Source organism: Pseudomonas sp. C9D1, assembly GCF_056491235.1.
This window is the reverse complement of record NZ_JBSZIE010000002.1, coordinates 1,272,171-1,296,695: the sequence shown is the minus strand read 5'-3', so window position 1 is coordinate 1,296,695 and position 24,525 is coordinate 1,272,171. Positions and strand designations below refer to the sequence as shown.

General features: G+C 65.7%; 22 protein-coding genes. 13 read left to right on the top strand and 9 right to left on the bottom strand.

The annotated features are described in order from the left end of the window. Positions 1–14 precede the first annotated feature (14 nt). The 5 genes from ACXI0U_RS14200 (at position 15) to ACXI0U_RS14180 (ending at position 4,947) form a co-directional block, all read left to right on the top strand. On the top strand, positions 15–986 hold the full coding sequence (locus ACXI0U_RS14200) for a PDR/VanB family oxidoreductase (RefSeq protein WP_479550429.1): 972 nt from the start codon (positions 15–17) through the stop codon (positions 984–986). 37 nt (positions 987–1,023) lie between these two features. Beyond that, complete coding sequence (locus tag ACXI0U_RS14195) at positions 1,024–2,439, top strand: amino acid permease (protein WP_479550428.1); 1,416 nt, start codon at positions 1,024–1,026, stop codon at positions 2,437–2,439. Next, positions 2,436–3,263, top strand: a complete 828-nt coding sequence (locus tag ACXI0U_RS14190) for a phytanoyl-CoA dioxygenase family protein (RefSeq protein WP_479550427.1) — start codon at positions 2,436–2,438, stop codon at positions 3,261–3,263. The genes ACXI0U_RS14195 and ACXI0U_RS14190 overlap by 4 nt, the downstream gene beginning before the upstream one ends. A gap of 236 nt (positions 3,264–3,499) precedes the next feature. Beyond that, positions 3,500–3,751, top strand: a complete 252-nt coding sequence (locus tag ACXI0U_RS14185; protein WP_350446607.1) for a helix-turn-helix transcriptional regulator — start codon at positions 3,500–3,502, stop codon at positions 3,749–3,751. After that, positions 3,751–4,947: a type II toxin-antitoxin system HipA family toxin gene (locus ACXI0U_RS14180; protein ID WP_479550426.1), complete on the top strand. Its 1,197-nt coding sequence runs from the start codon at positions 3,751–3,753 to the stop codon at positions 4,945–4,947. The genes ACXI0U_RS14185 and ACXI0U_RS14180 overlap by 1 nt, the downstream gene beginning before the upstream one ends. A 205-nt stretch (positions 4,948–5,152) precedes the next feature. Here the strand turns inward: ACXI0U_RS14180 and ACXI0U_RS14175 are convergent, their stop codons facing one another. From ACXI0U_RS14175 to ACXI0U_RS14165, 3 genes are all read right to left on the bottom strand, one after another. Next, positions 5,153–6,109, bottom strand: coding sequence for an NAD(P)H-dependent flavin oxidoreductase (locus ACXI0U_RS14175; RefSeq protein ID WP_021219970.1), 957 nt, complete (start codon positions 6,107–6,109; stop codon positions 5,153–5,155). Positions 6,110–6,243: 134 nt separating this feature from the next. Beyond that, complete coding sequence (locus ACXI0U_RS14170) at positions 6,244–6,489, bottom strand: hypothetical protein (RefSeq protein ID WP_021219969.1); 246 nt, start codon at positions 6,487–6,489, stop codon at positions 6,244–6,246. 3 nt (positions 6,490–6,492) lie between these two features. Further along, positions 6,493–7,272 (bottom strand): MlaA family lipoprotein, encoded by a 780-nt coding sequence (locus tag ACXI0U_RS14165; protein WP_374981615.1) that lies wholly within the window; start codon positions 7,270–7,272, stop codon positions 6,493–6,495. 139 nt (positions 7,273–7,411) lie between these two features. On the opposite strand from ACXI0U_RS14165, the gene ACXI0U_RS14160 reads away from it, so the two are divergent. The 6 genes from ACXI0U_RS14160 to ACXI0U_RS14135 all read left to right on the top strand — a co-directional run bounded on the left by ACXI0U_RS14160 (position 7,412) and on the right by ACXI0U_RS14135 (position 14,232). Then, positions 7,412–8,155 (top strand): response regulator, encoded by a 744-nt coding sequence (locus ACXI0U_RS14160; RefSeq protein WP_021219967.1) that lies wholly within the window; start codon positions 7,412–7,414, stop codon positions 8,153–8,155. Continuing rightward, a complete protein-coding gene (locus ACXI0U_RS14155) occupies positions 8,152–9,480 on the top strand; it encodes an ATP-binding protein (RefSeq protein WP_479550425.1) in 1,329 nt (442 codons plus the stop codon). The genes ACXI0U_RS14160 and ACXI0U_RS14155 overlap by 4 nt, the downstream gene beginning before the upstream one ends. A gap of 515 nt (positions 9,481–9,995) precedes the next feature. Beyond that, positions 9,996–10,967: an IS110 family RNA-guided transposase gene (locus ACXI0U_RS14150; RefSeq protein ID WP_350448597.1), complete on the top strand. Its 972-nt coding sequence runs from the start codon at positions 9,996–9,998 to the stop codon at positions 10,965–10,967. 297 nt (positions 10,968–11,264) lie between these two features. Then, positions 11,265–12,680 (top strand): alkaline phosphatase D family protein, encoded by a 1,416-nt coding sequence (locus ACXI0U_RS14145; RefSeq protein ID WP_431482289.1) that lies wholly within the window; start codon positions 11,265–11,267, stop codon positions 12,678–12,680. 54 nt (positions 12,681–12,734) lie between these two features. Beyond that, the gene (locus ACXI0U_RS14140; protein ID WP_431482288.1) at positions 12,735–13,103 is read left to right on the top strand and encodes a hypothetical protein; all 369 of its coding nucleotides are present in this window, start codon (positions 12,735–12,737) and stop codon (positions 13,101–13,103) included. 130 nt (positions 13,104–13,233) lie between these two features. Then, the gene (locus ACXI0U_RS14135) at positions 13,234–14,232 is read left to right on the top strand and encodes a Fic family protein (RefSeq protein ID WP_479550424.1); all 999 of its coding nucleotides are present in this window, start codon (positions 13,234–13,236) and stop codon (positions 14,230–14,232) included. 186 nt (positions 14,233–14,418) lie between these two features. Here ACXI0U_RS14135 and ACXI0U_RS14130 read toward each other — a convergent pair whose 3' ends face one another. The 5 genes from ACXI0U_RS14130 to ACXI0U_RS14110 all read right to left on the bottom strand — a co-directional run bounded on the left by ACXI0U_RS14130 (position 14,419) and on the right by ACXI0U_RS14110 (position 21,156). Further along, entirely contained in the window at positions 14,419–14,883 is a 465-nt protein-coding gene (locus ACXI0U_RS14130) for a hypothetical protein (protein WP_479550423.1), read from the bottom strand. 192 nt (positions 14,884–15,075) lie between these two features. Continuing rightward, positions 15,076–17,445: a TonB-dependent siderophore receptor gene (locus ACXI0U_RS14125; RefSeq protein WP_479550422.1), complete on the bottom strand. Its 2,370-nt coding sequence runs from the start codon at positions 17,443–17,445 to the stop codon at positions 15,076–15,078. A gap of 100 nt (positions 17,446–17,545) precedes the next feature. Beyond that, positions 17,546–18,508: a FecR family protein gene (locus tag ACXI0U_RS14120; RefSeq protein ID WP_479550421.1), complete on the bottom strand. Its 963-nt coding sequence runs from the start codon at positions 18,506–18,508 to the stop codon at positions 17,546–17,548. Between the two features lie 54 nt (positions 18,509–18,562). Beyond that, on the bottom strand, positions 18,563–19,042 hold the full coding sequence (locus ACXI0U_RS14115; RefSeq protein ID WP_184488081.1) for an RNA polymerase sigma factor: 480 nt from the start codon (positions 19,040–19,042) through the stop codon (positions 18,563–18,565). A gap of 98 nt (positions 19,043–19,140) precedes the next feature. Next, positions 19,141–21,156: a sensor histidine kinase gene (locus ACXI0U_RS14110; RefSeq protein WP_479550420.1), complete on the bottom strand. Its 2,016-nt coding sequence runs from the start codon at positions 21,154–21,156 to the stop codon at positions 19,141–19,143. Between the two features lie 183 nt (positions 21,157–21,339). Between ACXI0U_RS14110 and ACXI0U_RS14105 the strand changes: the two genes are divergently transcribed. Then, positions 21,340–22,104: a response regulator transcription factor gene (locus ACXI0U_RS14105; protein WP_350446597.1), complete on the top strand. Its 765-nt coding sequence runs from the start codon at positions 21,340–21,342 to the stop codon at positions 22,102–22,104. A gap of 11 nt (positions 22,105–22,115) precedes the next feature. On the opposite strand, the gene ACXI0U_RS14100 is transcribed toward ACXI0U_RS14105, so the two are convergent. Then, positions 22,116–22,799 carry a response regulator transcription factor gene (locus tag ACXI0U_RS14100; protein WP_350446596.1) on the bottom strand — a complete coding sequence of 228 codons (684 nt, stop codon included), beginning with the start codon at positions 22,797–22,799 and terminating at the stop codon, positions 22,116–22,118. Positions 22,800–23,132: 333 nt separating this feature from the next. Here ACXI0U_RS14100 and ACXI0U_RS14095 point away from each other — a divergent pair, with 333 nt between their 5' ends. After that, a complete protein-coding gene (locus tag ACXI0U_RS14095; protein WP_350446595.1) occupies positions 23,133–24,515 on the top strand; it encodes a TolC family protein in 1,383 nt (460 codons plus the stop codon). The last annotated feature ends 10 nt before the right edge of the window (positions 24,516–24,525 follow it).

The window sequence follows — 24,525 nt, the reverse complement described above, 5'->3', positions numbered from 1 at the left end:
GCAGGAGGTGGCAGATGACTCAGGATCTGGAGCGGATGGACGTGCGGGTGACCGATATCACCAGCATCACCCCGTTGGTGAAGCGCTTCACCCTCGCCCGTGACGATGGCAGGCCGCTGCCGGCCTTCACTGGCGGCAGCCACATCAACGTGCACATGGAAGGCGAGGCGGGGCAGCGCTACAGCAATGCCTATTCCCTGTTGGGTGCCCCGGCCGAGCACCAGCACTACCGCATCGGCGTGCAGCTGGAAGTGCAGGGCAACGGCGGCTCGGCCTTCATGCACCAGCGGGTGCAGGTTGGCAGCCGGTTGTGGATCAGCCCGCCCAACAACCTGTTCGCCCTGCACGCGGAAGCGGACAGGCACCTGTTGATCGCCGGCGGCATCGGCATCACCCCCTTTCTCGCCCACCTGCACGAACTGCACGCCTGGGTCGCCGACTACGACCTGCACTACACCTTCCGCAATACCGAACGCGGTGCCTTTCTCGACGAGCTGGCCGAGGCCCGCCACGGCGGGCGCGTGCACCTCTACCCCGGTCACGAAGGCAAGCGCCTGGACCTGCCCGCGCTGGTGGCGCAGTTGCAGGCGCGCGATCACCTCTACGTCTGCGGCCCGCCGGCATTGATCGATGCCACCCTGGCCACCGCCCGTGCCGCCGGCATCGCCGAGGCACGCCTGCACTGGGAGCGCTTCAATGCCGCCCCTCAAGGCGGCCATGCCTTCACCCTGGTGCTGGCCAAGTCGGGCCGCGAGCTGCGCGTTGAGGCGGGCACCAGCATCCTTACCACCATCCAGCGAGCCCGCGCCGCCCCGGTGGAAAGCCTCTGCCGCGCCGGCATCTGCGGCAGTTGCGAAACCCGCATCCTCGAAGGCGAGGCCCTGCACCTCGACCAGTACCTCAGCGACGACGAAAAAGCCGCCCAGCGAACGCTGATGCTGTGCGTCTCACGGGCCCGGGGCGAGCGCCTGGTGCTGGATCTTTAACGCCGCTTCTGGCGATAACAACAAGAGAGACGACGCAATGGAACTACCTACCTTGCGCCGGGGGCTCAACGCCCGGCATATCCGCTTCATGGCCCTGGGTTCTGCCATCGGCACCGGACTGTTCTACGGCTCGGCGGCGGCCATCCAGCGCGCCGGGCCCTCGGTGCTGCTGGCCTACCTCATCGCCGGCGCGGCGGTGTACCTGATGATGCGCGCCCTGGGCGAGATGGCGGTGCGCACGCCGGTGGCCGGCTCCTTCGGCCACTACGCCAGCCGCTACCTGGGGCGCTATTGGGGCTTTCTCACCGGCTGGACCTACGCCTTCTCGATGTTGATGGTGTGCCTCGCCGACGTGACCGCCTTCGGCATCTACATGGGCCTGTGGTTTCCGGATACGCCGCGCTGGCTCTGGGTGCTGGGCATCGTCCTGGTCATCGCTGCCATCAACCTGTGCAGCGTGCGGGTGTTCGGCGAACTAGAGTTCTGGCTCTCGCTGCTCAAGGTGGTGGCCATCGTGGCGATGATCCTCGCCGGGCTGGCGGTGCTGGTCGCCGGCATCCCGCTGGGCGGCGCCGAAAGCGTGGCGGGCTTCGCCAACCTCTGGGCCCATGGCGGCTTCTTCCCCAATGGGCTGGAGGGGATGGTGGCGTCCTTCACCATCGTCATCTTCGCCTTCGGCGGCATCGAGGTGATCGGTCTCACCGCCGGCGAGGCGCAGAACCCGCAGCGGATGATCCCCAAGGCCATCAACACGGTGCCGCTGCGCATCCTGCTGTTCTACGTGCTCACCCTGCTGGTGCTCATGGCCATCTGGCCCTGGTCGCGCATCGGCAGCGAGGGCAGCCCCTTCGTGCAGATCTTCAGCGGGCTGGGCATCGACTCGGCCGCCAGCATCCTCAACCTGGTGGTGATCTCGGCGGCCATCTCCGCCATCAACAGCGACATCTTCAGCACCGGGCGCATGCTCTATGGCATGGCCGGCAACGGCCAGGCGCCGGCCTCTTTCGGCAAGCTCTCGGCCGCCGGCGTGCCCTGGATGACGGTGCTGATGATGACCCTCGCGCTGTTGCTGGGCGTGCTGCTCAACTACCTGCTGCCCAACGAACTGTTCCTGCTGTTCGCCTCCCTGGTGACCTTTTCCGTGGTCTGGGTCTGGCTGATGATCCTGCTCTCCCAGGTCGCCATGCGCCGTGGCCTGGGGCGGGAGGAGGTAGCCGCCCTCGGCTTCCCGGTGCCGTTCTGGCCCTGGGGGCAGTACCTCACCATCGCCTTCATGTTGTTCATTTTCGTGGTGCTGGCGTTGTTCCCCGATACCCGCACCGCCCTGTACATCGGTGCCGCCTGGCTGGTGCTGCTCAGCATCGCCTACCGTCTCTGGGGCCGGCCGGGTGACGACGCCCGGCCTGCACCCGCCACGCCGGCACCGCCGCACCGCCAAGGAGAGCCCGCATGACCTCGCATCCCTATGAGTTCGAACTGCCCCGCACGCTGATCGACGACTTCCACCGCGACGGCGCCATCTGCGTGCGCCAGCTGTTCACCCCGGAGGAAGTGGAGCTGCTGCAGCTGGGCATCGAGCGCAACCTCGCCAGCCCCAGCGAGCGCGCCAAGGTCGCCAGCCGCGAGGACGACCCCGGCTGGTTCTTCGAGGACTTCTGCAACTGGCGGGAATTCGACGAGTACCGCCGCTTCATCTTCGAAAGCCGCGTCGGCTCCGTGGCCGCGCAGCTCATGGGCGGCGGCCGCGCGCGCCTCTACCACGACCACCTGCTGGTCAAGGAACCCAACACCCGGCAACGCACCCCCTGGCACCAGGACCAGCCCTATTACAACGTCGAGGGCCGGCAGAACTGCAGCATGTGGATGCCCGTCGACCCGGTGGCCCGGGACGCCACCCTGGAGTTCGTCGCCGGCTCCCACCTGGGGCCCTGGCTCATGCCACGCACCTTCCTCGACAACCAGGCCCGCTGGTTCCCCGAAGGCACCCTGGCCGACCTGCCCGATATCGAGGCGGATCGCGCCCGCTGGCCCATCCTCGGCTGGGCGCTGGAGCCGGGCGACGCGGTGTTCTTCCACATGCTCACCCTCCACGCCTCCGGCGGCGTAGGCGGTGAACGCAGGCGCCGCGCCTACTCCCTGCGCTTTCTCGGTGACGACATGGTCCATGCGCCCCGCCCCTGGAAAACCTCCCCGGAATTCCTAGGCCTGGCGGACGAACTGCCCGCCGGCGCGCCGATGGAGCACCGCTTGTTTCCGCAGCTTTGGCCGAGGGAGTGAGGGGGAGGGGCTTAGGTTGGACCGGGGCACGAGGCCCAGCGCGCGAGGCTGAGCGTCGCAGCGGGGTAGCCCTGGGGATGTCGGGACAGCGCGAGCAGTGCTCAGTCTGACGGCAGCAGTTGGGTCGCCTGAATGACACCTTTGTCGGTGCTTGATCGGGCGGTGTTGGTTCGCTTTGATCTTTCCGTAAGTTAGGTATACGTTACATTCAATATTAATTGTTACGTATGCAGAACATGGATCATTCCATTATCACGGCACGCCTGGGCGAGAAGATCCGGCAGTGCCGCCTGAATCGCGGGCTCACCCAGGCCAGGCTGGCTGGGCTGGCAGGCATCACCCGGCAGAAGGTCATTGCTATCGAGAGAGGCGACCTGTCGGTTGGCATGGTGGCCTATGCGCGAGCGCTGGGAGCCATGGACTGTGAGTTCGCGCTGATACCTGCGGCCATGCCGACACTGGACGAGATCCACGGAGTGTTTGACTGATGACGGCCGTGCTGCGGGTGGCAACGCCAGAGGGCGAGAGTGGGAGGGTGCTCAGCTCCAACGGGGACTATCTATTTCGCTACCACGAAGAGGCCAGGGCGCAGGCGTCGATCAGCCTGCTCATGCCTGTGCGTGTGGATGAATACCGCCACCGGGAACTGCACCCGATCTTCCAGATGAACCTGCCGGAAGGCTATGTCCTGGAGCAATTGCGCAATCGCCTGGCCAAGATGGTGCGTGTCGATCCCATGTTGCTGCTGGCGCTTTCTGGCAGCAGCTCGCCCATCGGGCGGGTAGCCGTCAGCTCGGATGAGGTCGATGCGCTACTGCGGCGCCGGCAGTTCCCGGGCGAAAGACTGGAGGAAATCCTGGCCTGGGATGGTACGGAGGATATTTTTGCCAGCCTGGTGGATCGTTACATTTTGCGCGCCGGGATCTCGGGCGTGCAGCCGAAGGTGCTGGTTCCAGAGCAGTCGGACGCTGCTTCACAGCGGTTCACGTCGAAAACCTCCGAACTGATCATCAAGAGTGGTCGTGACGAGTTTCCTGGGCTGGCAATCAACGAGTTCCTTTGCATGTCCGTAGCCAGGGAGGCGGGGATTGCGGTGCCGGAGTTCTACCTGTCCGATAACACCCGGCTGTTCGTCATGCGCCGTTTCGATCGGGACGAGCAACTGGATCCCATCGGTTTCGAGGACATGGCTGCGTTGATGGGCCTGGCTGCGGAGCAGAAGTACAGCAAGAGCTACTCGGCCATCGCCAAGGCCATCCGTCTGTTCTGCTCGCCGGAGCAGGTGCAGGGTTCGCTGGCGCAGTTGTTCGCGATGGTCAGCTTGAGCTGCATCGTCGGAAATGGTGATGCCCACCTCAAGAACTTCGGGCTGCTGTATTCCGAACCTACGCAGCGTGATGCGCGACTGGCGCCGGCCTACGACATCGTCAATACCACGGCCTACATTCCAGAGGATGTATTGGCGCTGGATCTGGTCGGTAACAAGTCCCTGTTCGCCTCCAGACAGGGGTTGCTCGAGTTCGCCGGTGCGTGCGACGTAGCTCGGCCGGAAGAGGTCATTCGTGGGCAACTGGAAGCGTTGGAGCGTGTGCTGGGCCGCTCGACCGAGCTGTGCGAGCGAGCGCCGAACGTGGCTGCCGCAATCCGCCTGAGTGCTGGGCCGTACATGCAAACCTTCGGCTAGATTGCGCCGGCGCAGCGATGAGGTACCGGTTGTCTCTGCGCCCTGGCGGAGGGGCTGAAGGGAGGGAGGAGTCGGTTGGACCTAGGCACGAGGCCCAACGCGCGGGGCTTCCTCTCGCACCGGTGTATCGATAGGAACGTAGCCCGTGCTTCAGCGCGGGGAATCTCCCGGACTGAAGTCCGGGCTACGGAAGGGCGGGCCACGATCAGACCGACGCCAGACGCGCCTTGGCTTCGGCGTATTCGCGCTTGAGCTGGGCGATGTACTCCCCGGCCTTCTGCACCTTGCCGATCGGGGCGATGCCCTGGCCGCAGCCCCAGATGTCCTTCCAGGCCTTGGCGTCGCCGCCGCCGAAATTCATCTTGCTCGGGTCGCTTTCGGCGAGGTTGTCCGGGTCCAGCCCGGCGGCCACGATCGAGGGCTTGAGGTAGTTGCCGTGCACCCCGGTGAAGAGGTTGCTGTAGACGATGTCATCGGACGAGCACTCGACGATGGCGCGCTTGTAGTTCTCGCTGGCGTTGGCTTCCTCGCAGGCGATGAAGGCCGAGCCGATGTAGGCGAAGTCGGCACCCATGGCCTGGGCGGCGAGGATGGCGCCGCCGGTGGCGATGGAACCGGAGAGGGCCAGGGGGCCGTCGAACCACTGGCGGATTTCCTGGATCAGCGCGAACGGGCTCTTCACCCCGGCATGGCCGCCGGCGCCGGTGGCCACGGCGATCAGGCCGTCGGCGCCCTTGTCCACCGCCTTGTGGGCGAAGGCGTTGTTGATCACGTCGTGCAGCACCACGCCGCCATAGGAGTGGGCGGCGGCGTAGATGTCTTCACGGGCGCCCAGGGAGGTGATGACGATGGGCACCTTGTACTTAACGCACAGCTCCATATCGTGTTCCAGGCGGTCGTTGCTCTTGTGCACGATCTGGTTGATCGAGAAGGGCGCCGCCGGGTTGTCGGGGTTCGCGCGGTTGTAGGCGTCGAGCGTCTCGGTGATCTCCGCCAACCAGTCTTCCAGCAGCGAGGCGGGGCGCGCGTTGAGCGCCGGCATGGAGCCGACCACGCCGGCCTTGCACTGTTCGATCACGAGTTTCGGGTTGCTGATGATGAACAGCGGCGAGCCGATGACGGGGAAGGGCAAGCGATCCAGCGGGGCGGGGAGCCGGGACATGTGAACTCCATCAGGTCCGTTAATGAGAAGGATTCGCAGATTGTGGCGGCGCGCCCCTCCCGGTCAAGCACCGCTTCACTGTTCGGCATGAAGGCCACCCGAGTTGGCCGGAGTGCAATGGCCGCAACGCCTCCTCATGGCTGGTACAGCCGTAATCGGCCGCTGTCGATCATCCAGCGGGTGAACTCCGCCAGCGGCACCTGGTAGCTGCACACCACCCGCACGTCGTAGCCGGGGCGATAGTTCTCGAAGTAGTAGCTGAGCACCAGCGCCAGGCCGTCTTCCGACAGGCTCAGGCCCTGCTCGCGGTACTGCAGTTCGTCGGCGTTGCGCTCGATGTCTTGGCGCAGCATCAGAAGGGCCTGGCGCGGGTCGTTCATGGGTTACTCCGCCTGCGTCTTGCAGCCCAGCCACAGGCGGCTGCTGTCCACCTGGCCCGCCCGGCCCTCGGCCACCAACTGTGCGCGCTGCTCGGCGATGTACTCGCGCAGGGCGGCGTAATAGTCGGGGTGTTGCTCCAACTGGTCGGTGAGGGGCAGGGCGGTGGCGCGCTGGTCCAGGGTGTCGCCGACCGATTGCGCGGTGTCGATGGCATCCACCGTGTCGCTGTTGCCGCTGCCGAAGGGCGAGAACATGAAGTTCGCCACGCGGCCCACGCTGTCGCGGCTGTTGGCCGAGCCCAGCAGCGGCCACTCGACGGTGGGGCCGTTGCCGATGCCCCAGACGCCGAAGGTCTGGCCGAAGTCCGCCTCGTGGTGCGGCAGGCCCATGCGCCCGGCGGTGTCGAACAAACCACCCACGCCGAGAATGGTGTTGAAGGTAAAGCGGCCCAGGGTGTTCATCGCCCGCTGGCCGTTGCCCTGCAGCAGGTCGTTCACCAGCACCTTGGGTTCGGCGAAGTTGGCGGCGAAGTTGTGCACGCCATCGCGCACCGGTTCCGGCAACCGCGCATAGCCTCGCGCCACGGGGGCCAGGGCGTAATCGTCGACCACCCGGTTGAAGGCGAACACCTTGCGGTTGAGCCCCTCGGCCGGGTCGCTCACACCGGGTGCCAGATCCGCGCAGTCACCCTGGGTGGTCACCTGGCTGCTACACCCCACCAGCGGCAACAGGCAGCCGCACAACACCCCGATACGCATCCCGTTTTCGAATCTTTTCTGCATCACCGACATACCGCCTACCTCCCAATGAATGGCGGCGAGGATGGCCTGGCGGCTTTGCTGGAAGATGTCCCGTTGATGCCGGCGTTGAAGGATTGTTGCCCGATTGAAATATATGACCGCCCGGCGCAAATGGTTTTAGATGAGCGACCCCAGCCAACCCGAACCGAGCATCGTGAACAGACTGTTGATCGTGGACGACGATGTGGAAATCCTCGCCCTGCTGAAAAAATTCTTCCTGCAGCACTCCTACGAGGTGGAGGTGGCCACCGACGGCGCCGCCATGTGGGCCGCCATCGCCCGGCAGCACCCGGACGTGATCGTGCTCGACGTGATGCTCCCCGGGCAGAGCGGCCTCAGCCTGTGCCAGCGGGTGCACGGTGAGCTGGGCATCCCCATCGTCATGCTCACCGCCATGGGCGAATTGAGCGATCGCATCATCGGCCTGGAGCTGGGCGCCGACGACTACCTGACCAAGCCCTTCGACGCCCGTGAGCTGCTGGCCCGCGTGCGCGCCGTGCAGCGCCGCACCGGGGCCGCGGTGAAGGCCGGCGGCGACGAGGCGCGGCCGGTGATCGTCTTCGCCGGCTGGCAGCTGGACGTCGCCCGCCGCGAACTGCGCTCGCCCGATGGCGTGATGATCCCGCTCTCCGGCGGCGAGTTCGACCTGCTGCTGGTGTTCCTCGAACACCCGGGGCGCATCCTCAGCCGCGAGCAGCTGCTCGACCTCTGCCACGGCAACGCCCACGACGCCTTCGACCGCAGCATCGACGTACAGGTCAGCCGCCTGCGCCGCAAGATCGAGCCCGACAGCAAGCGCCCGGACATCATCCGAACCGTGCGCAATGGCGGTTACCAGTTCAGCCCCGAGGTCAGCCGCCGATGAACTGGCCACGCGGCAGCGACACCATCGCGCGCTGGATCGCCCTGACCATCGTCATGGCCATGCTTGCGTCCCTGTTGCTCAACTGGCTGTTCGTCGAACTGGCCGGCGTCTGGGCGCAACCCTCGCTGCTCCGGAGCGGCGTGCTGGAGCGGGCCGCGCTCGCCACCCAGCTCATCGAGGCCGCCCCCGTGGCCCAGCGCCCGACCCTGGCCCAGGCCGCCAGCGCGCCGAATTTCTCCGTGCGCTGGGTCGCCGGCCGCAACCAGTTGACTCTGCCGCCGGGCTTTGACGACGGCTTCCAGGACGATAGCGGGCTGATCGAGAAGCTGTTCGGCGAGGCCCGCCACCTGGAGGCCTACGACCCCGAGGACTGGCCGCCGCCCAATGCCGATCGCCCCTACCAGTTATTGGTGAAGCTGCATGATGGGAGTTGGCTGGAATTCTCCGCCCGCTACCGCAGCTGGGGCCTGGACCCGGAAATCCGCCTGGGCATCATCGCCGGCCTGGCGCTGGTCGCCTCGCTGGCCGTGGCCTGGGTCGCCACCCGCCGCCTGGCCCGGCCGCTGGAAAGCTTCGCCCATGCCGCGCGGCGCTTCGGCAGCGACTTCCGCGCCCCGCCCATCGAGCCCCTCGGCCCCCGGGAAATCCGCCAGGCCATCCTCGCCTTCAACACCATGCAGGCGCAGATCCGCCACTTCGTCGCCGACCGTTCGCAGATGCTCGCCTCCATCTCCCACGACCTGCGCGCGCCGCTCACGCGCATGCGCCTGCGCGGCGAATTCATCGACGACCCCGAGCAGCAACGCAAGCTGTTCCGCGACGTGGACGAGATGCAGGGCATGATCAACGCCGCTCTCGACTTCTTCCGCGACGACGCGCGCCTGGAGCCCGCCACCCCCTTCGACCTTGCCGAGCTGCTGCAGACCCTGATCGACGACTACCGCGACCAGGGCATCGACATCCCCTACAGCGGCCCCACCAAGCTCGTCTACCTCGGCCGCCCACTGGGGCTCAAGCGCGTCTTCACAAACCTGCTGGAGAACGCCCTGAAGTACGCCCACGCCCCGGCGATCACGCTCCACACCGACCCGCGCGGCATCCTCATCGACGTCAGCGACCAGGGCCCCGGCATCCCCGAGCAGCACCTGGAGGAGGTCTTCGAACCCTTCTACCGCCTCGAACCCTCGCGCAACCCCGCATCCGGCGGCGTCGGCCTCGGCCTCTCCGCCGCCCGCGCCATCGCCCGCGAACACGGTGGCGAACTGCACCTGCACAACCGCCCCGAAGGCGGCCTGCGTGCGCGGGTGGAGTTGCCTTGGAGTTGACCCGCGTGTGATGGGGCATGACGAAACGTAGGTCGGGTGCAACCCGACATTGCCGGCACAGGGCTTTCGCAGGTTTCACCCGCCCTACGGGCTGATTCGGCCCTCGAACCGTGGACGACGCCTTTTTCGTCCACCAGCGATGCCCTGCCTGGCGCTGATGCCGGGCAATGCTCCGCACCGTTGGGCCTCGCTGCGCTCGGCGCCAGCCTACAGGGGAGCGTGCTTGTGTGGGGGCAGGCGTTTGGCATGACTGCGAATGGTGGACCGGTGAAGCGTGGTCCACCCTTGTATCTCGACTAACTACCCCTTCAGGGGTAATAGTTCCCGACTGATCATCGGGGGAGGGGCTGGAAGTCGTGTCCACCCTTAGGCCCTGAGCCTGCGACGTAGATAGTGCTCCGCCCCTCCACACTCACTCGAACAGCCCGAACGGTATCTTGAGCCCAGAGCTCGCATTCACAAGGTTGGGCCGGGTGCAGTGATGATCGTGTCTGAAAAGATCAGGAGGAGCTCACATGCCCAGTGTCATTGGTATCGACATTGCCAAGCACACGTTCGATATCGCCACCCTGCAGGCGAACGGCAAGTACCGCACCAAGGCCAAGTTGGCCAACAGCGAGGCGGGCTTTCGCACGCTGCAGGAGTGGCTGAACAAGCACAGCGAGGCGGGTGCCTGGGTCGTGATGGAAGCCACCGGCATCCACCATGAAGCCCTGGCCGAATGGCTGCTGGAGCAGAACTATCGGGTCTGCGTCCTCAACCCTGCGCAGATCGCTCACTACGCCCGCAGTCAGCTGCAGCGCGTGAAAACTGACAAGGTCGACGCCAAGCTGATCGCCGAATACGGCGAGCGCCACCAGGACGAGCTACGGCCCTGGCAGCCTGAACCTCGCGCCATACGGCGCCTGAAAGCACTGATGCGGCGCCTGGCGGATCTGCAGGAAATCCAGCAGATGGAGAGCAATCGCCTGGAGGTGGCCGATACCAGCGTGCAGGAGTCGATCCGCTCAGTGTTGCGGCACATCGAGCAACAGATCGAGGAAACCCTCAAGGCCATCAACAACCACATCGACAATGACCCGGATCTGCGCGGTAAACGTGATCTGTTGACCAGCATCGATGGCATCGCGGACAAGACAGCCGCCCTGATCCTGGCGGAGCTGGGCGACCCTCATCGCTTCACCAGCAGCCGCGCGATTACCGCCTTTGCCGGGCTCAACCCGCGTTTGCAGGAGTCTGGTAAGTACCGGGGGCAGACCCGCATTTCCAAGATGGGCTCATCGCGGCTGCGCGCTGGGCTGTACATGCCTGCCGTTTGCGCCCTGCAGCACAACGGGGCGATCAAAGCGATGAGAGAACGCCTCAGAGCCAAGGGCAAGACCGGCATGCAGATCATCTGTGCAGCGATGCGTAAGCTGCTGAACATCGCTTATGGCGTCTTGAAATCGGGCCAGCCGTACGACGTAAAGCTGGCCCTTGCTCACTAGGGATCAAGACGGTATCTACGAAGCTGCGTGCCGGAGTTGAGGCGCCGTGGGGGGATGGGCGCCTGAGCCCGCTCCCGTAGGTTGGGCTGAGCTACGAAGCCCAACGTGCCAGGCCGAACCTTGCGCCGTTGGGCGTGGCTGTGCTCGGTGCCAACCTACAGCCTGTGCCACGGCGTTTATGGCTCAGGTTGCTCCCATCCTTCGCTCTGCTGGCAATGTGCCAATAAGCGGCTATTCCTATATCCAGTGCCTCAACTGGCACACAGTGGTGATGGAAAAACTCACAGGGAGCGTGCGATGAAGCTGAACTGGCCAAGCGTTGGACCTATCGTCGGAGCAACAGGCCCTGATGAGGCGCGTGTATTCATACGAGCTGGCGAAGAGGTCCTCGGAAAGGATCAGCGGCGTTGCTTCGGCGCGTTGCGCTGGCGAGTGGTAGGGGACGCCGTATGGTCCTTGCCCATCTTCAACAAGCTCTCCCCCATCTTCGATTTCAGTTGTGTATTCGTGCTCCAGAACCTAGTCCCTGCGACTCCGTATGAGTACCAGGTCGGCTGGTTCTTTGCCGATGCCGAGTTGGACCACGTCCAGGCCCTTGCCAGCGATTTGCAGTGGCCAGCCCCAGAACCGGATTTCGAATTGAGCTTCACGACTGGCCCAGCGGTGAACTCGGCTCCGCGTCGCTACATCGTGGGCTCTTGTCGCTATGTGCTGCGGCTATTCGGTGGCAACTTCTTCGACGACCGTGGCGACAAGACCTTCCGCTCGGTTCTGGAGCAGATCGCAGGTGGCCAATCCGTCGATGCACTGTTGATGATTGGTGATCAGATCTACGCGGACGATCTCAAGGGGGTGGCACCGGACCGGACCATGGATCAGTTCCTCGAGCGCTACCGGGCTGTCTTCGCTCAGGAATACATACGCAAGCTCATGGCGAGAGTGCCTACCTACATGATCCTCGATGACCATGAAATCGAGGACAACTGGCCTGCTGGTGCAACGGGCAGCGAGCGTGCTTCGAAGTATGTGTGTGCCATGCATGCCTACCAGATCTACCAGTGCAGCCACGGCCCGCTTTTCAAGAGCGACGGCGACCGTATTGAGGGGACCCTCTCGCATTTCTGGTACAGCTTCCGGGACGGTTGTGCCGACTGGTTCGTCATGGACTCACGGACCGAGCGGGTACTCGAGCCGGGTGATCGGCGGATGGTCAGCGACAAGCAAATGAACGCCCTGCTCGAATGGCTGGATGATGGCTCCGGGAACGTCAAGTTTATCGTGACCTCGGTACCGGTTTTCCCCGACATGAAGAGTGACAAGGATGACAAGTGGGATGCATTCCCCAAGCAGCGTCTGCAGATCCTCGACTTCATTCATAGCAGGCAGATCAGGAAAGTCGTCTTCGTTTCCGGTGACGTCCATTGCTCCTTCACCTGCGAGTTACGCCTGGACGACGGGAATGATGGTTTCCTCGTCCATCAGATTGTCTCTTCCTCGTTCTTCTGGCCGTTGCCACACATGCGCCAATCCAGCTTTGGTTTTGGCGAAGCGCTGAAGGGGACGGGCAATCGGCGTTACGTCAGCAAACGTATTTCCGAGGTTTATTCCCAAGACAATTTTGGACGTATCGAAGTTGAACCGAACTCTGTTGTCGTGTCGTTTTATGAGCGGAAAGGCGACCCGCTTGGCGGCGCCACCAAGTTGGTTTTGTAGTCGGGCGTGCTTGGGTTGGCTCCCTTGACGGTATTTTCATAGCGAGGCGTCTTCATGGACGAGCAGATCACCCAGGCAGCGGATGTGCTGGCTTCTACCCCGACGGCGACTGGCACCGCCCGGACCGTTACGTCCCAATCCACCGAGCTGTATGACTTACTGAGAGTTGTCGTAACCGATCTGAGCCTGTCGACCGAGGAGAAGAAGATTCTCATCGACGAACTGCGTAAGAGCACCCCGGCCAGTGACCGCTGGACCTTCCGGTGGGCCATCTGGATTCTCGGGGTGGCGGTACTGCTGACCATCCTGGCCCTCTGGAACCTCAGCTTTGCCGAAATGAATATTCCAGATGGGCTTGTGGCTATTGGGTCGGCCGCTGCTGGTGGACTTGCAGGGTTACTCACACCCAGTCGGCGTGAGTGATTCCGAGAAGCACCGGTGATACATCGCATGCCACCCGGTTCGTTTGGTAGTGCTTCGTCCCCAGGGCTTTTCAACGGATCAGGTGCTCAGTGCTTTACCCGCAATCCGCCGGTGAAATAAGGTGGCCTGCATGAAGCCCTATCACCCCCCACTCACCCTGACACCGCGCATGCTGCAGCTTGTAGCCGATATCGGCGAGCGCGTCGGGCGTTTGGCGATTCAGCAGGACGGCTCACTGGCACCCCAGTTACGTCGTGGCAATCGCATTCGAACCATTCAGGCATCCCTGGCCATCGAAAACAACACGCTGAGCGTCGAGCAGGTGACTGCCGTGCTGGATGGCAAGCGGGTACTTGGCTTGCCGCGGGAAATTCAGGAGGTGCGTAACGCCTTCGCGGCTTACGAGGCCATGGAGCATTGGCAGCCCGGCCAGCGAGCAGACTTGCTCGAGGCTCATCGTTTGTTGATGCAGGGGCTGATCGATGAGCTAGGTCAGTACCGCCAGGGAGGCGTCGGCATCTATCGAGATGGCCAGCTTCTGCACATGGCTCCGCCTGCGGATCGTGTACCGACATTGATGGGGGATCTGTTGCAGTGGCTATCGAGCTGCGAGCTGCATCCCCTGATTGCCAGCTGCGTATTTCACTACGAGTTCGAGTTCATCCACCCGTTCGCGGACGGCAATGGGCGTATCGGCCGGTTGTGGCAGACATTGATTCTAAGCCGCTGGCGGCCGGTGTTGGCCTATCTGCCTGTCGAATCGGTTATCCGCGAACAACAGGGCGCTTACTACGCGGCCTTGGCGGCTGCCGACCGAGCGGGGGAGGCAACGCCTTTTGTCGAGTTCATGCTGGCGGCGCTGCATCAGGCGTTGCTCGAAGTGGCTCTGACCGATCAAGTAACCGATCAAGTAACCGATCAAGTAACCGATCAAGTAGCGCAACTGCTTCAGGTACTCGCACCGGGTGTCAGCATGAAAACGAGTGAGCTGATGCAGTATCTGCAGTTGAGTCACCGACCGACCTTTACGCAGAACTACCTGAAGCCAGCACTGATGGCGGGTTTGATTGAGATGACCGCCCCGGACTCCCCACGAAGTCCTCAGCAGCGCTATCGCAGAGCCTTCTGATGCAGTAACCCTGGGCTGAAGCCCAGGCTACGGCCCTGTAGGGGCGACTTCAGTCGCCCAGCAGCTCAAAGGGCTGCCGTGGGAGCGGATTCATCCGCGAAAAAACCCGGCTACTGCACGAAGCCCAACCCCCATCGTTGGGCCTCGCTGCGCTCGGCGCCAACCTACGGGGCCGCGTGCGTAGGGCTAGATCTTGCCAAGAATCGCCTGCAGCCCTTTCTGGTCCGCCTCGCTCACCGTGCCCTCCAGCCCGCAGCTGCTGAACGCCACTTTTCCGCCGGTGGCGAGGGTCTTGAACAGACCGAGGTCCACCATCATCACCACCTTCTCGCTGGAGGTTTCATCGTCGAGCTGCAGCTCGCCATAGCCTTCGTTGGCGACAGCGCCATCGACCGTCCAGGTGATCACGCCGCAGGGCTCGATGACGGGTGTGTGGGTGCGATGGACGATCGCCAGCGTGGCGTAGTTGGCCTTGCCGTCCTTGGGCACCACTACCGTGGCGTTGAGCCCGGCGGGGCCTTCGAGTCGGGTGTCGCTGGTCCAGTTCAGCACCGTGCCGCCGAGCATTTCTTCGGCCTGCTCGGTGAGCGTGCCGGCGAAGGTGGTGGTGGCGGCGAGGGTGAGGAGCAGGGCAGAGGTAGTGCGCAGCATGGGGTGATCGTCCTTGGTCGAGGGAGCGGGTTGGGACGCGCAGTGTGCGGTGCTGAACGCCGCTGGGGCTAGCTCTTTTGTCGGCGGGTGAGAAGCAAGAGGCCCAACCTGCGGGTTGGATTTCGCAGCGTTGGGCCTCGCTGCGCTCGGCGCCAACCTACAGGCTGCTCCGTGCGCTATTTGCAGCGGGGTTTACCAGCGATAGGCGACGCCGGCCGTGACCTGGCGTTCGGCGCCGTAGAAGGCGGCGTAGGTGTAGCTGAGGTAGTCCTCGTCGGTGAGGTTGGTGACGTTGAGGGTGAGGTCCCAGGGGCCCATGGCGTAGCCGAGCATGGCGTCCACCAGGGTGTAGGAAGGCGCGACGATGCGGGTGCTGAACAGCCCCGGCACTTCGTCGACGTAGCGCACGCCGGTGCCGGCGCGCAGTTCCCCCGGGCCGACCTGGCCGAAGCGGTAGTCGCCCCAGACGGAGAACATGTTGCGGGGCATGCCGCCGGTCTTCTGGCCTTCATTGCCGCTGTTGCTCTTGGCTACTTCGGCCTGGGTGTAGGCGTAGGAGGCGGTGACGCTGGCGTTGCTGCCGATGTCGGCCTTGGCCTCCAGTTCCAGGCCACGGGAGCGTATCTCACCGGTCTGCACCTGGAAGTTGGTGTTTACCGGGTCGGTGGTCAGCACGTTGCTGCGGGTCAGTTGGTAGAGCGCGGCGGAGTAGAGGGCGTTGCTGCCGGGTGGCTGGTAGCGGATGCCGAGTTCGTATTGCTCGCCTTCGGTGGGGTCGAAGTCCTGGCCGGCACGGCTACGGCCTGCCTGGGGTTCGAAGGATTCGCTGTAGCTGACGAAGGGCGCCAGGCCGTTGTCGGCGAGGTAGACCAGGCCCACGCGCGTGGTGAAGGCGTCGCTGTCCTGGCGTGAGCGGTCGTTGCCGTACAGCGCGTCTTCCTTCTGCTTGGCCCAGTCCTGGCGGCCGCCGAGCAACAGCACCCACTTTTCGTCGAACTTGATCTGGTCCTGCAGGTAGATGCCGCTCTGGTGGGTACGGTTCCTGGAACTGAATGGCGCAGGGCCCCTGGCGGTGAAAGTACCGCCGTAGACCGGGTTGAAGACATTCAGAGGAGTCAGGTCGTAGTCGTAGCGGTCGGTCTGCAGGTGGCGATCGCCGTAGTCGACGCCGGCCAGAACCGTCTGCTCGACGCGCTGGTGATGGAAGCGCGCCTCCAGCTGGGTGTCGACGACGAAGTTGCGCGAGTCGTCGACGCGGTCCTGGGCACCGCGTGCGACGGTGGTCATCTGCGGGTCGATGAAGCTGTCGAGCCACACCGACGGCATGTCGTTTTCCGATTCGAAGTAGCGCAGGTTCTGGCGCACCTTGAAGTCGTCGTTGAAGGCGTGCTCGAAGCGGTAGCCGATGTCCCAGGCGGTGATCACCGATTTGTCGTAGCCCGGCTCACCGGTGAAGGTGTGGCGGGAGATGTGGCCGTTGGGGTTGGCCAACACCGTGCCTTCGGCGGGCAGGCCGTAGACGTAGGCGGTGCGGCTCTTCTGGTAGCTGGCCAGCAGGGTGAGGCTGGTGGCGTCGTCCGGTTGCCAGGTGAGGGACGGGGCGATGTAGGTGCGGTCGTCCGGCACGTGGTCGGTGGTGGTGTCGCTTTTGCGCTGCAGGGCGGTGAAGCGGTAGCTGAGGGTGTCGGTGAGGGCGCCGCCGTGGTCGGTGGCCAGTTGGTGGCGGTCGTTACTGCCGGTTTCGGCCTTGATCTCGTGGAGTTCCTCGCGGGTCGGCAGCTTGCTCACCACATTGATGATGCCGCCCGGCGCGGCCTGGCCGAACAGCACCGAGGAGGCGCCGCGCAGCACTTCCACGCGCTCCATGCCGTAGGGCTCCTGGGTGCCGTCGTAGATGTTGCTCATGTAGCGCATGCCGTCGCGGAAGGTGCTGCCGCTGATCTGGAAGCCGCGCAGGACGAAGGTGTCGGTGAGGCGGTCGTCGGCCTCGGTGGCGATCACCCCGGCGGTGTAGCCGAGGACGTCACGCAGGCTCTGGGCGTGGATGTCGGTGATCTGGTCGCGGGTCACCACCGAGATGGATTGCGGCGTTTCGATGATCGGCGTGTCGGTCTTGGTGGCGGTGCCGGCGGCCGTGGCCACGTAGCCGCTCACCGGGCCGAAGGCGGACTGCTGGCCGCTGGCGCTGATGTCGATCTGCGACAGGTCGAGGGTGCCGTCACCACTCGAGCGTTCCAGGGTGATGCTGCCGGCGCCGTGGCGGAAGCTCAGCCCGCTGCCCTGGAGGAGCAGACCCATGGCCTGGTCGGCGGTGTAGCGGCCGCGCACTGCGGGAGCCTGGCCGGCGAGCTGTTCTTCGGTGGTGCGCAGCACGGCGATGCCGGTGGTGGTGGTGAATTCACCGAGGGCGTCGAGCAGCGGCTGGCTGGGGATATCGAACTGGAACTGCGGCTGGCGCTGCTCGCTGGCGGCCTCGCTGCTGTGGGCCTGCATGGGCGCGGCGAGGGTGGCGAGCAGGGCGCTGGCGAGCAGGGTCCGGGCCAGGCGGTGGCGGTTGGTCATGCGGTGGTTCTCCCCCGGTAAATGGCAAATGCGAATGATTCACTGCCGATACAACGGGCGAGACCGGGAAACCCCTCAAGGAATTTTCAGATTTTTTGCATCAGCGGTGCAGGACCACCGCCAAGCCGGGTATGCGCGTGGTCTTCAGGCCCAGTTCGATGCTCAGGGCGCTGAGCACCGCCTGGGGATCGCTGGTGCGGAAGGTGCCGGAGATGCGCTGGTTGCGCAGGCTCTCGTCCAGCAGCACGACGGGCGGGTGGCCGAGGTGCTGGAGGCTGTCGAGCACCTCGCCGAGGCGGGCGCGGTCGAAGATCAGCAGCCCGCGCTGCCAGGCCAGGGCGCGCTCGCTGTTGACCGTTTCCGGGCCATGCAGGCCGGCGCCATCGAGGCTGGCCTGCTGGTTGGGGATCAGGGTGACGAGCGAGTCGGCGGCGTTGCCCCGGACCTCCACCCGTCCGCGACTGACCGTGACCCGCTCGCCCTGGCCGGTGGCGTCTACGGCGAAGGCGGTGCCGAGCACGCGGGTGCGCAGCCCCGGGCTTTCCACCACGAAGGGGCGGTTGGCGTCGTGGCTGACGTCGAACCAGGCGCGCCCGCGCAGCAGGGTGACGCGGCGTTCGCCGGAGCTGAAGTGCAGGTCCAGGGCGCTGTCGGCATCCAGCAGCACGTGGCTGCCATCGGCCAGGGTCACTTGCAGCTGGGTGCCGGGGGCGCTGGCGTGGTCGGCGGCGTAGCGCTGCAGCACGCCGGGGTCGCGCCAGAGCAGCACGCCCACCGCGAGGCCGAGCACGCAGGCGGCGGCCAGTGCCGGCCAGCGCTGGCGTTGTACGGGGCGGCGGCGGTGCCAGCCATCGCCGGCGAGTTGCCGGGCGGGCTCGCCGAGTTTCTGCCAGAGCTGCTCCACCGCCTGGAAGGCTTCGGTGTTGGCCGGGTCGCTGTCCAGCCAGCGGCGGAAGTCTATGCGCTCGCTCGCCGGCAACTGCGGGTTCTGCAGGCGCACGTACCAGCGGGTCGCCGTGTCCTGGCGATCCTGCCGTGCTTGCTGTTCGGGCGAGGTCTTCACTCTGCTTGCGTTCCACGAATCGAGGGGGCTGCCAGTACAACGTGCGACACCGGTTCAGCCCTCGGTGCGCTGGCAATGTTGGAGGACGCGGATGATGTCCTTCTCCACCGTGCTCAGGGAAACCCCGAGCCGCTCGGCGATGCTCGCATAGGAGAGGCCATCCAGGCGACTGAGAAGAAAGACCTGCTGGCAACGGCGGGGCAGACCTTGCAGCCGGCGCAGCAGGTGTTCGAGTTCCTGGTGCGCTTCGGCCTGCTGTTGCAGGTCGAGGCCGTCGCCTTCGTCCTCCGCCTGTTCGCGGGCATGGCGGCTGCGCACCTGGCGTGCCCGCAGATGGTCGAGGGCGAGGTTTTGCGCGGTGCGGAACAGCAGGCTGCGGTCGCCATCGCCCAGCTCCCGGTCCCAGAGCCGCAGGAAGGTGTCCTGGGCCAGGTCCTCCGCCGTGCTGCGGTCGCCGACGATGCGCCGGATCAGCTGCAGCAGCCGGTTCTGCTCACGCAGGTAGAGGGCCAGGAAGGGCGACGGCTTGCTCATGGGTGGGCAGGCAGCGACTCGTTGAAAGGGATTGCGAGATTAATGCGTATGCAATCACTTCTCAATTACATCTTTAGGCGTCGCTCTGCCTCGCGGTTTCAGGCGGCCCCGTGCCCCAGCGGCTCCATCGGCAGGCTCAGGCGGAAGCAGATGGGGCCGTCCTTGCCGGTGCTTTCCAGCTTGACCTCGCCGCCGTGCAGGGTGGCGATGCGCTTGACCAGGTAGAGGCCGAGGCCGGCGCCGGGGGATTGCTGGGCCTGGCTGCCACGGAAGTATTTCTGGAACAGCAGCGGCGCCTGTTCACGGGGGATTTCCGGGCCTTCGTTGACCACGCGGATGTCGAGCATCCCCGCCTCCGCGCGCTCGCGCACGTCGAGGCGGATGACGCTGTCGGCCGGAGCGTGGCGGTCGGCGTTGGCGATCAGGTTGCGCAGGGCGATGCGGGTCAGGCCGGTGTCGCAATGCAGCGTCTGGCGCTGGCTGTGGTACTCGATGCGGGCGCGACCGGGGGGCACGTCGCTGGTGCTGCGCGCCAGCAGCTCGGGCAGGTTCTCTTCGGTGCGGCGCAGCTCGGTGCTGGTCTCGGCCATGCGGTCGTGGTTGAGGTAGTTGTCCACCAGGGTCAGCAGGCGGGTGGTGGATTCGCGGATGTTCTGGCAGCGCTGCTCGTTGCGCTCGGGGGCGCTGCCGAGGTTGCGGGCGATCTGCTGGGCCGAGGTGGCGATGATCGCCAGTGGCGTGCGGAATTCATGGGAGACCATCGCCACGAAGTCGCGCTGCTCCTCGCGGATGCGCTGCTCCTGGCGCAGCAGCTCGCGCAGCTCGCCTTCCAGCTCGGTGCGCCGGCGGATCTCGTCGCGCAGTTCCAGGGTACGGGCGTCGATCTGCCGTTCGAGGTGGGCGTTCTGGTCCTGCAGCACGTGCTTGAGCCTGCTTTCGGCGCGGCTCTTGTCGTCCTTCAGCTTCCGGTAGTGGTTGATGATGCGCATGCTCATCAGCAGCATGTGCAGCAGGGTGCCGAGCGCGGCGGCGTTGTCGGTGGCGAAGGAGGTGGGGACGATGCCGAGGTTGCGCAGGAAGCTGACGATCACCCCGGCGTAGTAGATGCCGAAGATCAGCAGGAACACCCGCGCCGAGGCATGGCCCTGGAACAGCATGCGCACGGCCATGCCGATCAGCAGCGGGATGGTCAGCAAGGAGGTGATCTGCACCAGCGGTGCGCCGGTCTGGTAGTGCCCGGCGAGCACCGCCGTGGCGGAGGCGAGGCCGATGACCACGCTGAGCACCGTGAGCACGCGCCGCGCGTTCACCATGTCCCGGGGCCTCAGCTGGCGCTGGGCGAAGATGAAGCCCAGCGGCAGGCTGGCCGCCAGGCCGCAGCCCAGCAAGCGGTCGCTGATGCTCCCGGGGATGCCGAAGATCTGTTGCGGCAGGCCGTAGCTGAGGCTCTCGATGGCGATGCAGCAGCTCACGTAGATCAGGTACCAGCCGCTTTCCGGTGCGCGGGTCATGCGCCAGAACACGCTGTGGAAGACGATCAGCGCCAGGTAGATGCCGAAGTACAGGCCCGAGCCCAGGTATTCCACGCGGGTGCGGTCGCCGAATTCGGCGGCGGGCATCAGGCGCACGCTCACCGACATGGCGTTGCGCGCCTCCAGGCGCAGCAGCAGCCAGCGCGGCTGGTCGGGCTGCAGGCTGAGGGCGAAGGAGGGCGTGCGGTAGTCCACTTCCCAGGTCTTGCGGTTGATGGATTCGCCGCTGCGCCGTTCCCGTGGCGTGCCGTCGGTTTCGTAGTCATAGAGGATGGCGCTGTCGATCAGTGCGTTATTCAGCGTCAGCATCCAGCGTTCGGGGGAATCCGGCCCGGCCTGCACCTGCAGGCGCAGCCAGATCACGCTGCGGGTGAAGCCGGCGTTGAGCGAGCCGGGCAGTGCCTTCCAGTCGCTCGATTGCATGGCGCCGGCGGCGTCGAGGCGGCCATCCGGGTCGTCCAGGCGCTCCAGGTGCCCCTGGGTGCCCTTGCTCCGCTCGCCGAGGTGCAGGGTGTCGGCGCCTGCCTGCCAGGAGAACAGCAGGCACAGGCAGAACAGCAGGAAAGCAAGGGGACGGGTCATCGCTCGGCGCCACGGGTGTTTGCGGAAGCGGAGGATTCTACCTGCCCGGCTCCGCGATTCGATGCGTTGCTCAGATTCGCTCGGTTTGCGCAGGGCCTTCCTGGGGTAGGGTGCCGCCGTGTTTCGGGCGGGTGGCCGCCGGAATGCCGTTCGTCAGCACAGGGCCGCCAGGGTGGAATCGCAGTGAAAGAACGCAGCCAGGCAACGTCACCGGCCACCGTCCTGCGCCGGGTGGGAGGAAGCGCCACGCCGCTCGCGCGCATGCGCCTGCTGGTGGTGGAGGCCGCACCGGATAGCCAGCCGGACCTGTGCCTGCGCCTGCTGGGCAAGGTCGGCTTCGTCACCATGAGCACCGTCGACACCCTGCTGGAGGCGGAGGTCGCCCTGTTCGGCCCGCACGTCGTGCTGCTGGAGCTGGCCGGGGAGGGCAAGGCCGGGCTCGAGCTGGCGGCGCGCATCCGCACCTTGTGGCCGGGCATCGGGCTGGTCCTGCTGACCGAGCCGGGCCGCCTCGACCATCGCCTGGCGGGTTACGCACTGGGGGCCGATCACTGCCTGGGCCGCGTCGTGGCGGAAGACGAACTGCTGTCGGCCATGGAGGCGCTGATGCGGCGCCTCGGCATGCAGGCCGCACCGCTGGGCGATTGCTGGGTGATCGATGCACGCGAGCAGGTGCTCAGCGCGCCGGATGGCCAGCAACTGGAGCTGAGCCGCAAGGAATGCCGAATCCTGGGGCTGCTGCGTGAAGCGCCGGAGCAGACCGCCAACCGCCGCGTGCTGGCCGAAGGGCTGGGCGAGGATTACCTGACCTATGACGAGCGCCGCCTGGAGGCCATCGTCAGCCGCCTGCGGCGCAAGATCGCCGGGCTCGACGGGGCGCCAGCGCCCATCCGTTCGCTGCGCAACCAGGGGTATGCGTTCATCGGTCGCCTGCTCTGCGCGGGCTGATGCCGGGCCGCTCAGGCGACGATGCGCACCTTCTCGTAGAAGCAGTAGCCGGTGTTGCGCAGGGTCTTGAGCGGCAGCTCCAGGCCGGCGGCCTGCTCGACGTTGCGCCGCAGGCGGCGGATCTGCGTGTCCAGGCGGCGCTGGTCGTAGGTCATGTAGTCCTCGTCGAGGGCGCGGACGATCTCCCGGCGCGAGACGATGTCGCCGGCGCGCTGCATCAGGCAGTGCAGCACCAGCATGTCCTGGTGGGACAGGCGCAGGTGCTGCTGGTTGGGCGTCTTCAGCTGGCGCGAGGCCAGTTCCAGTTCCCAGCGGGTGCCGCCGCGCTGCAGGCCGAGGCGCCGGCGCAGGGCTTCGAGCACCGCTGCCAGTTCTTCCAGGTCGCAGCCCTTGGCCAGGTAGTGGTCGGCGCCCACGCGGAAGCCGGCGACCCGGTGGTCGGTGGAGCCGCGCGCGGTGAAGGCGACGATGCCGAGGGTGCTGCCGCGTTCGCGCAGTTGGTGGATCAGGTCGAGGCCGTCGCCGTCGGGCAGGCCCAGGTCGATGATCGCGAGGCGGTGGCGCTGTTCGTCGAAGGTGTCGGCGAAGCTCGCCAGGCTGTCCGCCAGGGTGACCTGGTAGCCGGATTCGCCGAGGAACTCACTCAGTTCCTCGGCGAGAATGGGTTCATCTTCGAGCAGAATCAGATCAATCATTCACGGGTTTCGATACGGCTTCTTCCGTGGTGCTAATTCCGCTTTACCTACATCCATTCGGTAAAGCGCTGACCAGTTAATGGCAGCATTTCTTGCAGCTTATAGAACCTTGGTGGGGATGGAAACGCTCGGTTTTTTGCCGCTGCGCTTGCCCGAACGCAGCGGCGGGGCTGGCTGGAACCAGCGTGCCAGAGCGGCGCAAGCCATGCGTCAAGCGGTCGCGAAGGGTGGAATGTCAGCATTTGTCAGTTTCACGAGATGGCAGAAAGCTAGTATCGCGACGTTCCGGTGCCATGCCCCGGATCATCTCGATGACCTGATCGGTGAGCGCCCATGCTTTCAACAATGAAACCCGTCTTCCACGCGCGGCGAGAGCTGCTCGCCACCTGCCTGCTGCTGTGCACGGCGAATGCTTCGGCCGAGCAGGGTTTCGCCGACAAGCTCGAACGCGTCCTGCGCGAGCACCAGTTGGTGCGCATGGTCGACGCCGACGTGGAGACCGCCCGCGAGCAGGTCGCCGTCGAGAAGACCGCCTATTTCCCCAAGCTCACCGTCAACGGCAGTGCCGGCAAGCAGCACATCGACCGTGAAAACGGCGGGAATGCCAGCTACGACCCATCCGAGGCCAGCGTCGGTATCAACCAGCTGATCACCGACTTCGGCGCCACCTCGTCCCGCGTGCAGGCCGCCAAGGTGGTGCTGATCAAGGAGGAGGCCGAGCGCGAGCTGCAGGTGCAGAACCTGACCCTGGCCGCCATCGAGGCGCAGCTGCAGGTGATCCAGGCCCAGCGCACCCAGGCCTACGCCCGCCAGTCGGAACAGAACATCAAGCAGCAGACCTCCCTGGAGAACGCGCGCATGGAGGCCGGCCGCGGCTACGCCACCGACGTGCTGCAGGCCAAGTCGCAACTGGCCGGTGCCGAGGCGCGCCGCGTGATGGCCGACAGCCGCATGCGCGAAGCCCTGAACCGCTACCGGGTGATCTTCGGCGAGTCCACCCTCGCCGCCGATGGCCTGGAGGCCCTGGCCGTTCCCGGTGCCAGCCTGCCGGCATCCGAAGTGGACATCATCGAAAGCGTGCGCCAGCAGAACCCCGACGTGCTGGCCGCCATCAAGCGCGCCGAGGTGACCCTCGCCGAGCGCGATGCTGCCCGCAGCAAGGAGCTGATGCCGCGCCTGTCGTTCCGCCTGAGCCAGGCCCACTTCGACGATTACGACGGCTCCCCGGGCCGCCGCGACGACACCAAGGCCATGGTCAACTTCGACTGGCAGTTCGACCTCGGCATGCGTGCCGACCACGTCACCCGCGCCGCCGACCAGGCCGTGCTGAGTGCCGAGGAGAAGGCCGACTACGTGCGCATCCAGGCCATCGAGGAAGCCCGCAACGCCTGGGACTCCTGGCAGACCTCCCGCGAGCGCTCCGAGCACCTGCGCAACCAGGTGAACATCGCCGAGAGCTTCCTCGACCTGGCGCGCAAGGAGCGCGAGATGGGCCGCCGTTCGCTGCTGGACATCCTCAACGGCGAGGTCGGCCTGATCAACGCCCAGAGCGACGCCACCGCCGCCGGTATCGACGAGATCATCGCCGCCTACCGCCTGCTGCGCGCCACCGGCCGCCTCAGCCCCGAGCTGTTCCGCCAGCCGGGCATCGTCGTGCCGGCCGACCAGGCGCTGCCCCTGGCCGCCCTCGATGCCGGCCAGGGCAGCGCCCGCTGAGGCCCGCCGC

Bases quoted from the DNA above. Each gene is read 5' to 3' on its own strand.
- ACXI0U_RS14195 (WP_479550428.1), top strand. From the start codon at position 1,024: ATGGAACTACCTACCTTGCGCCGGGGGCTCAACGCCCGGCATATCCGC.
- ACXI0U_RS14180 (WP_479550426.1), top strand. From the start codon at position 3,751: ATGACGGCCGTGCTGCGGGTGGCAACGCCAGAGGGCGAGAGTGGGAGG.
- ACXI0U_RS14135 (WP_479550424.1), top strand. From the start codon at position 13,234: ATGAAGCCCTATCACCCCCCACTCACCCTGACACCGCGCATGCTGCAG.
- ACXI0U_RS14125 (WP_479550422.1), bottom strand. From the start codon at position 17,445: ATGACCAACCGCCACCGCCTGGCCCGGACCCTGCTCGCCAGCGCCCTG.
- ACXI0U_RS14165 (WP_374981615.1), bottom strand. From the start codon at position 7,272: ATGCAGAAAAGATTCGAAAACGGGATGCGTATCGGGGTGTTGTGCGGC.
- ACXI0U_RS14185 (WP_350446607.1), top strand. From the start codon at position 3,500: ATGGATCATTCCATTATCACGGCACGCCTGGGCGAGAAGATCCGGCAG.
- ACXI0U_RS14130 (WP_479550423.1), bottom strand. From the start codon at position 14,883: ATGCTGCGCACTACCTCTGCCCTGCTCCTCACCCTCGCCGCCACCACC.
- ACXI0U_RS14150 (WP_350448597.1), top strand. From the start codon at position 9,996: ATGCCCAGTGTCATTGGTATCGACATTGCCAAGCACACGTTCGATATC.
- ACXI0U_RS14110 (WP_479550420.1), bottom strand. From the start codon at position 21,156: ATGACCCGTCCCCTTGCTTTCCTGCTGTTCTGCCTGTGCCTGCTGTTC.
- ACXI0U_RS14190 (WP_479550427.1), top strand. From the start codon at position 2,436: ATGACCTCGCATCCCTATGAGTTCGAACTGCCCCGCACGCTGATCGAC.
- ACXI0U_RS14175 (WP_021219970.1), bottom strand. From the start codon at position 6,109: ATGTCCCGGCTCCCCGCCCCGCTGGATCGCTTGCCCTTCCCCGTCATC.
- ACXI0U_RS14200 (WP_479550429.1), top strand. From the start codon at position 15: ATGACTCAGGATCTGGAGCGGATGGACGTGCGGGTGACCGATATCACC.
- ACXI0U_RS14160 (WP_021219967.1), top strand. From the start codon at position 7,412: ATGAGCGACCCCAGCCAACCCGAACCGAGCATCGTGAACAGACTGTTG.
- ACXI0U_RS14095 (WP_350446595.1), top strand. From the start codon at position 23,133: ATGCTTTCAACAATGAAACCCGTCTTCCACGCGCGGCGAGAGCTGCTC.
- ACXI0U_RS14170 (WP_021219969.1), bottom strand. From the start codon at position 6,489: ATGAACGACCCGCGCCAGGCCCTTCTGATGCTGCGCCAAGACATCGAG.
- ACXI0U_RS14155 (WP_479550425.1), top strand. From the start codon at position 8,152: ATGAACTGGCCACGCGGCAGCGACACCATCGCGCGCTGGATCGCCCTG.
- ACXI0U_RS14145 (WP_431482289.1), top strand. From the start codon at position 11,265: ATGAAGCTGAACTGGCCAAGCGTTGGACCTATCGTCGGAGCAACAGGC.
- ACXI0U_RS14140 (WP_431482288.1), top strand. From the start codon at position 12,735: ATGGACGAGCAGATCACCCAGGCAGCGGATGTGCTGGCTTCTACCCCG.
- ACXI0U_RS14100 (WP_350446596.1), bottom strand. From the start codon at position 22,799: ATGATTGATCTGATTCTGCTCGAAGATGAACCCATTCTCGCCGAGGAA.
- ACXI0U_RS14115 (WP_184488081.1), bottom strand. From the start codon at position 19,042: ATGAGCAAGCCGTCGCCCTTCCTGGCCCTCTACCTGCGTGAGCAGAAC.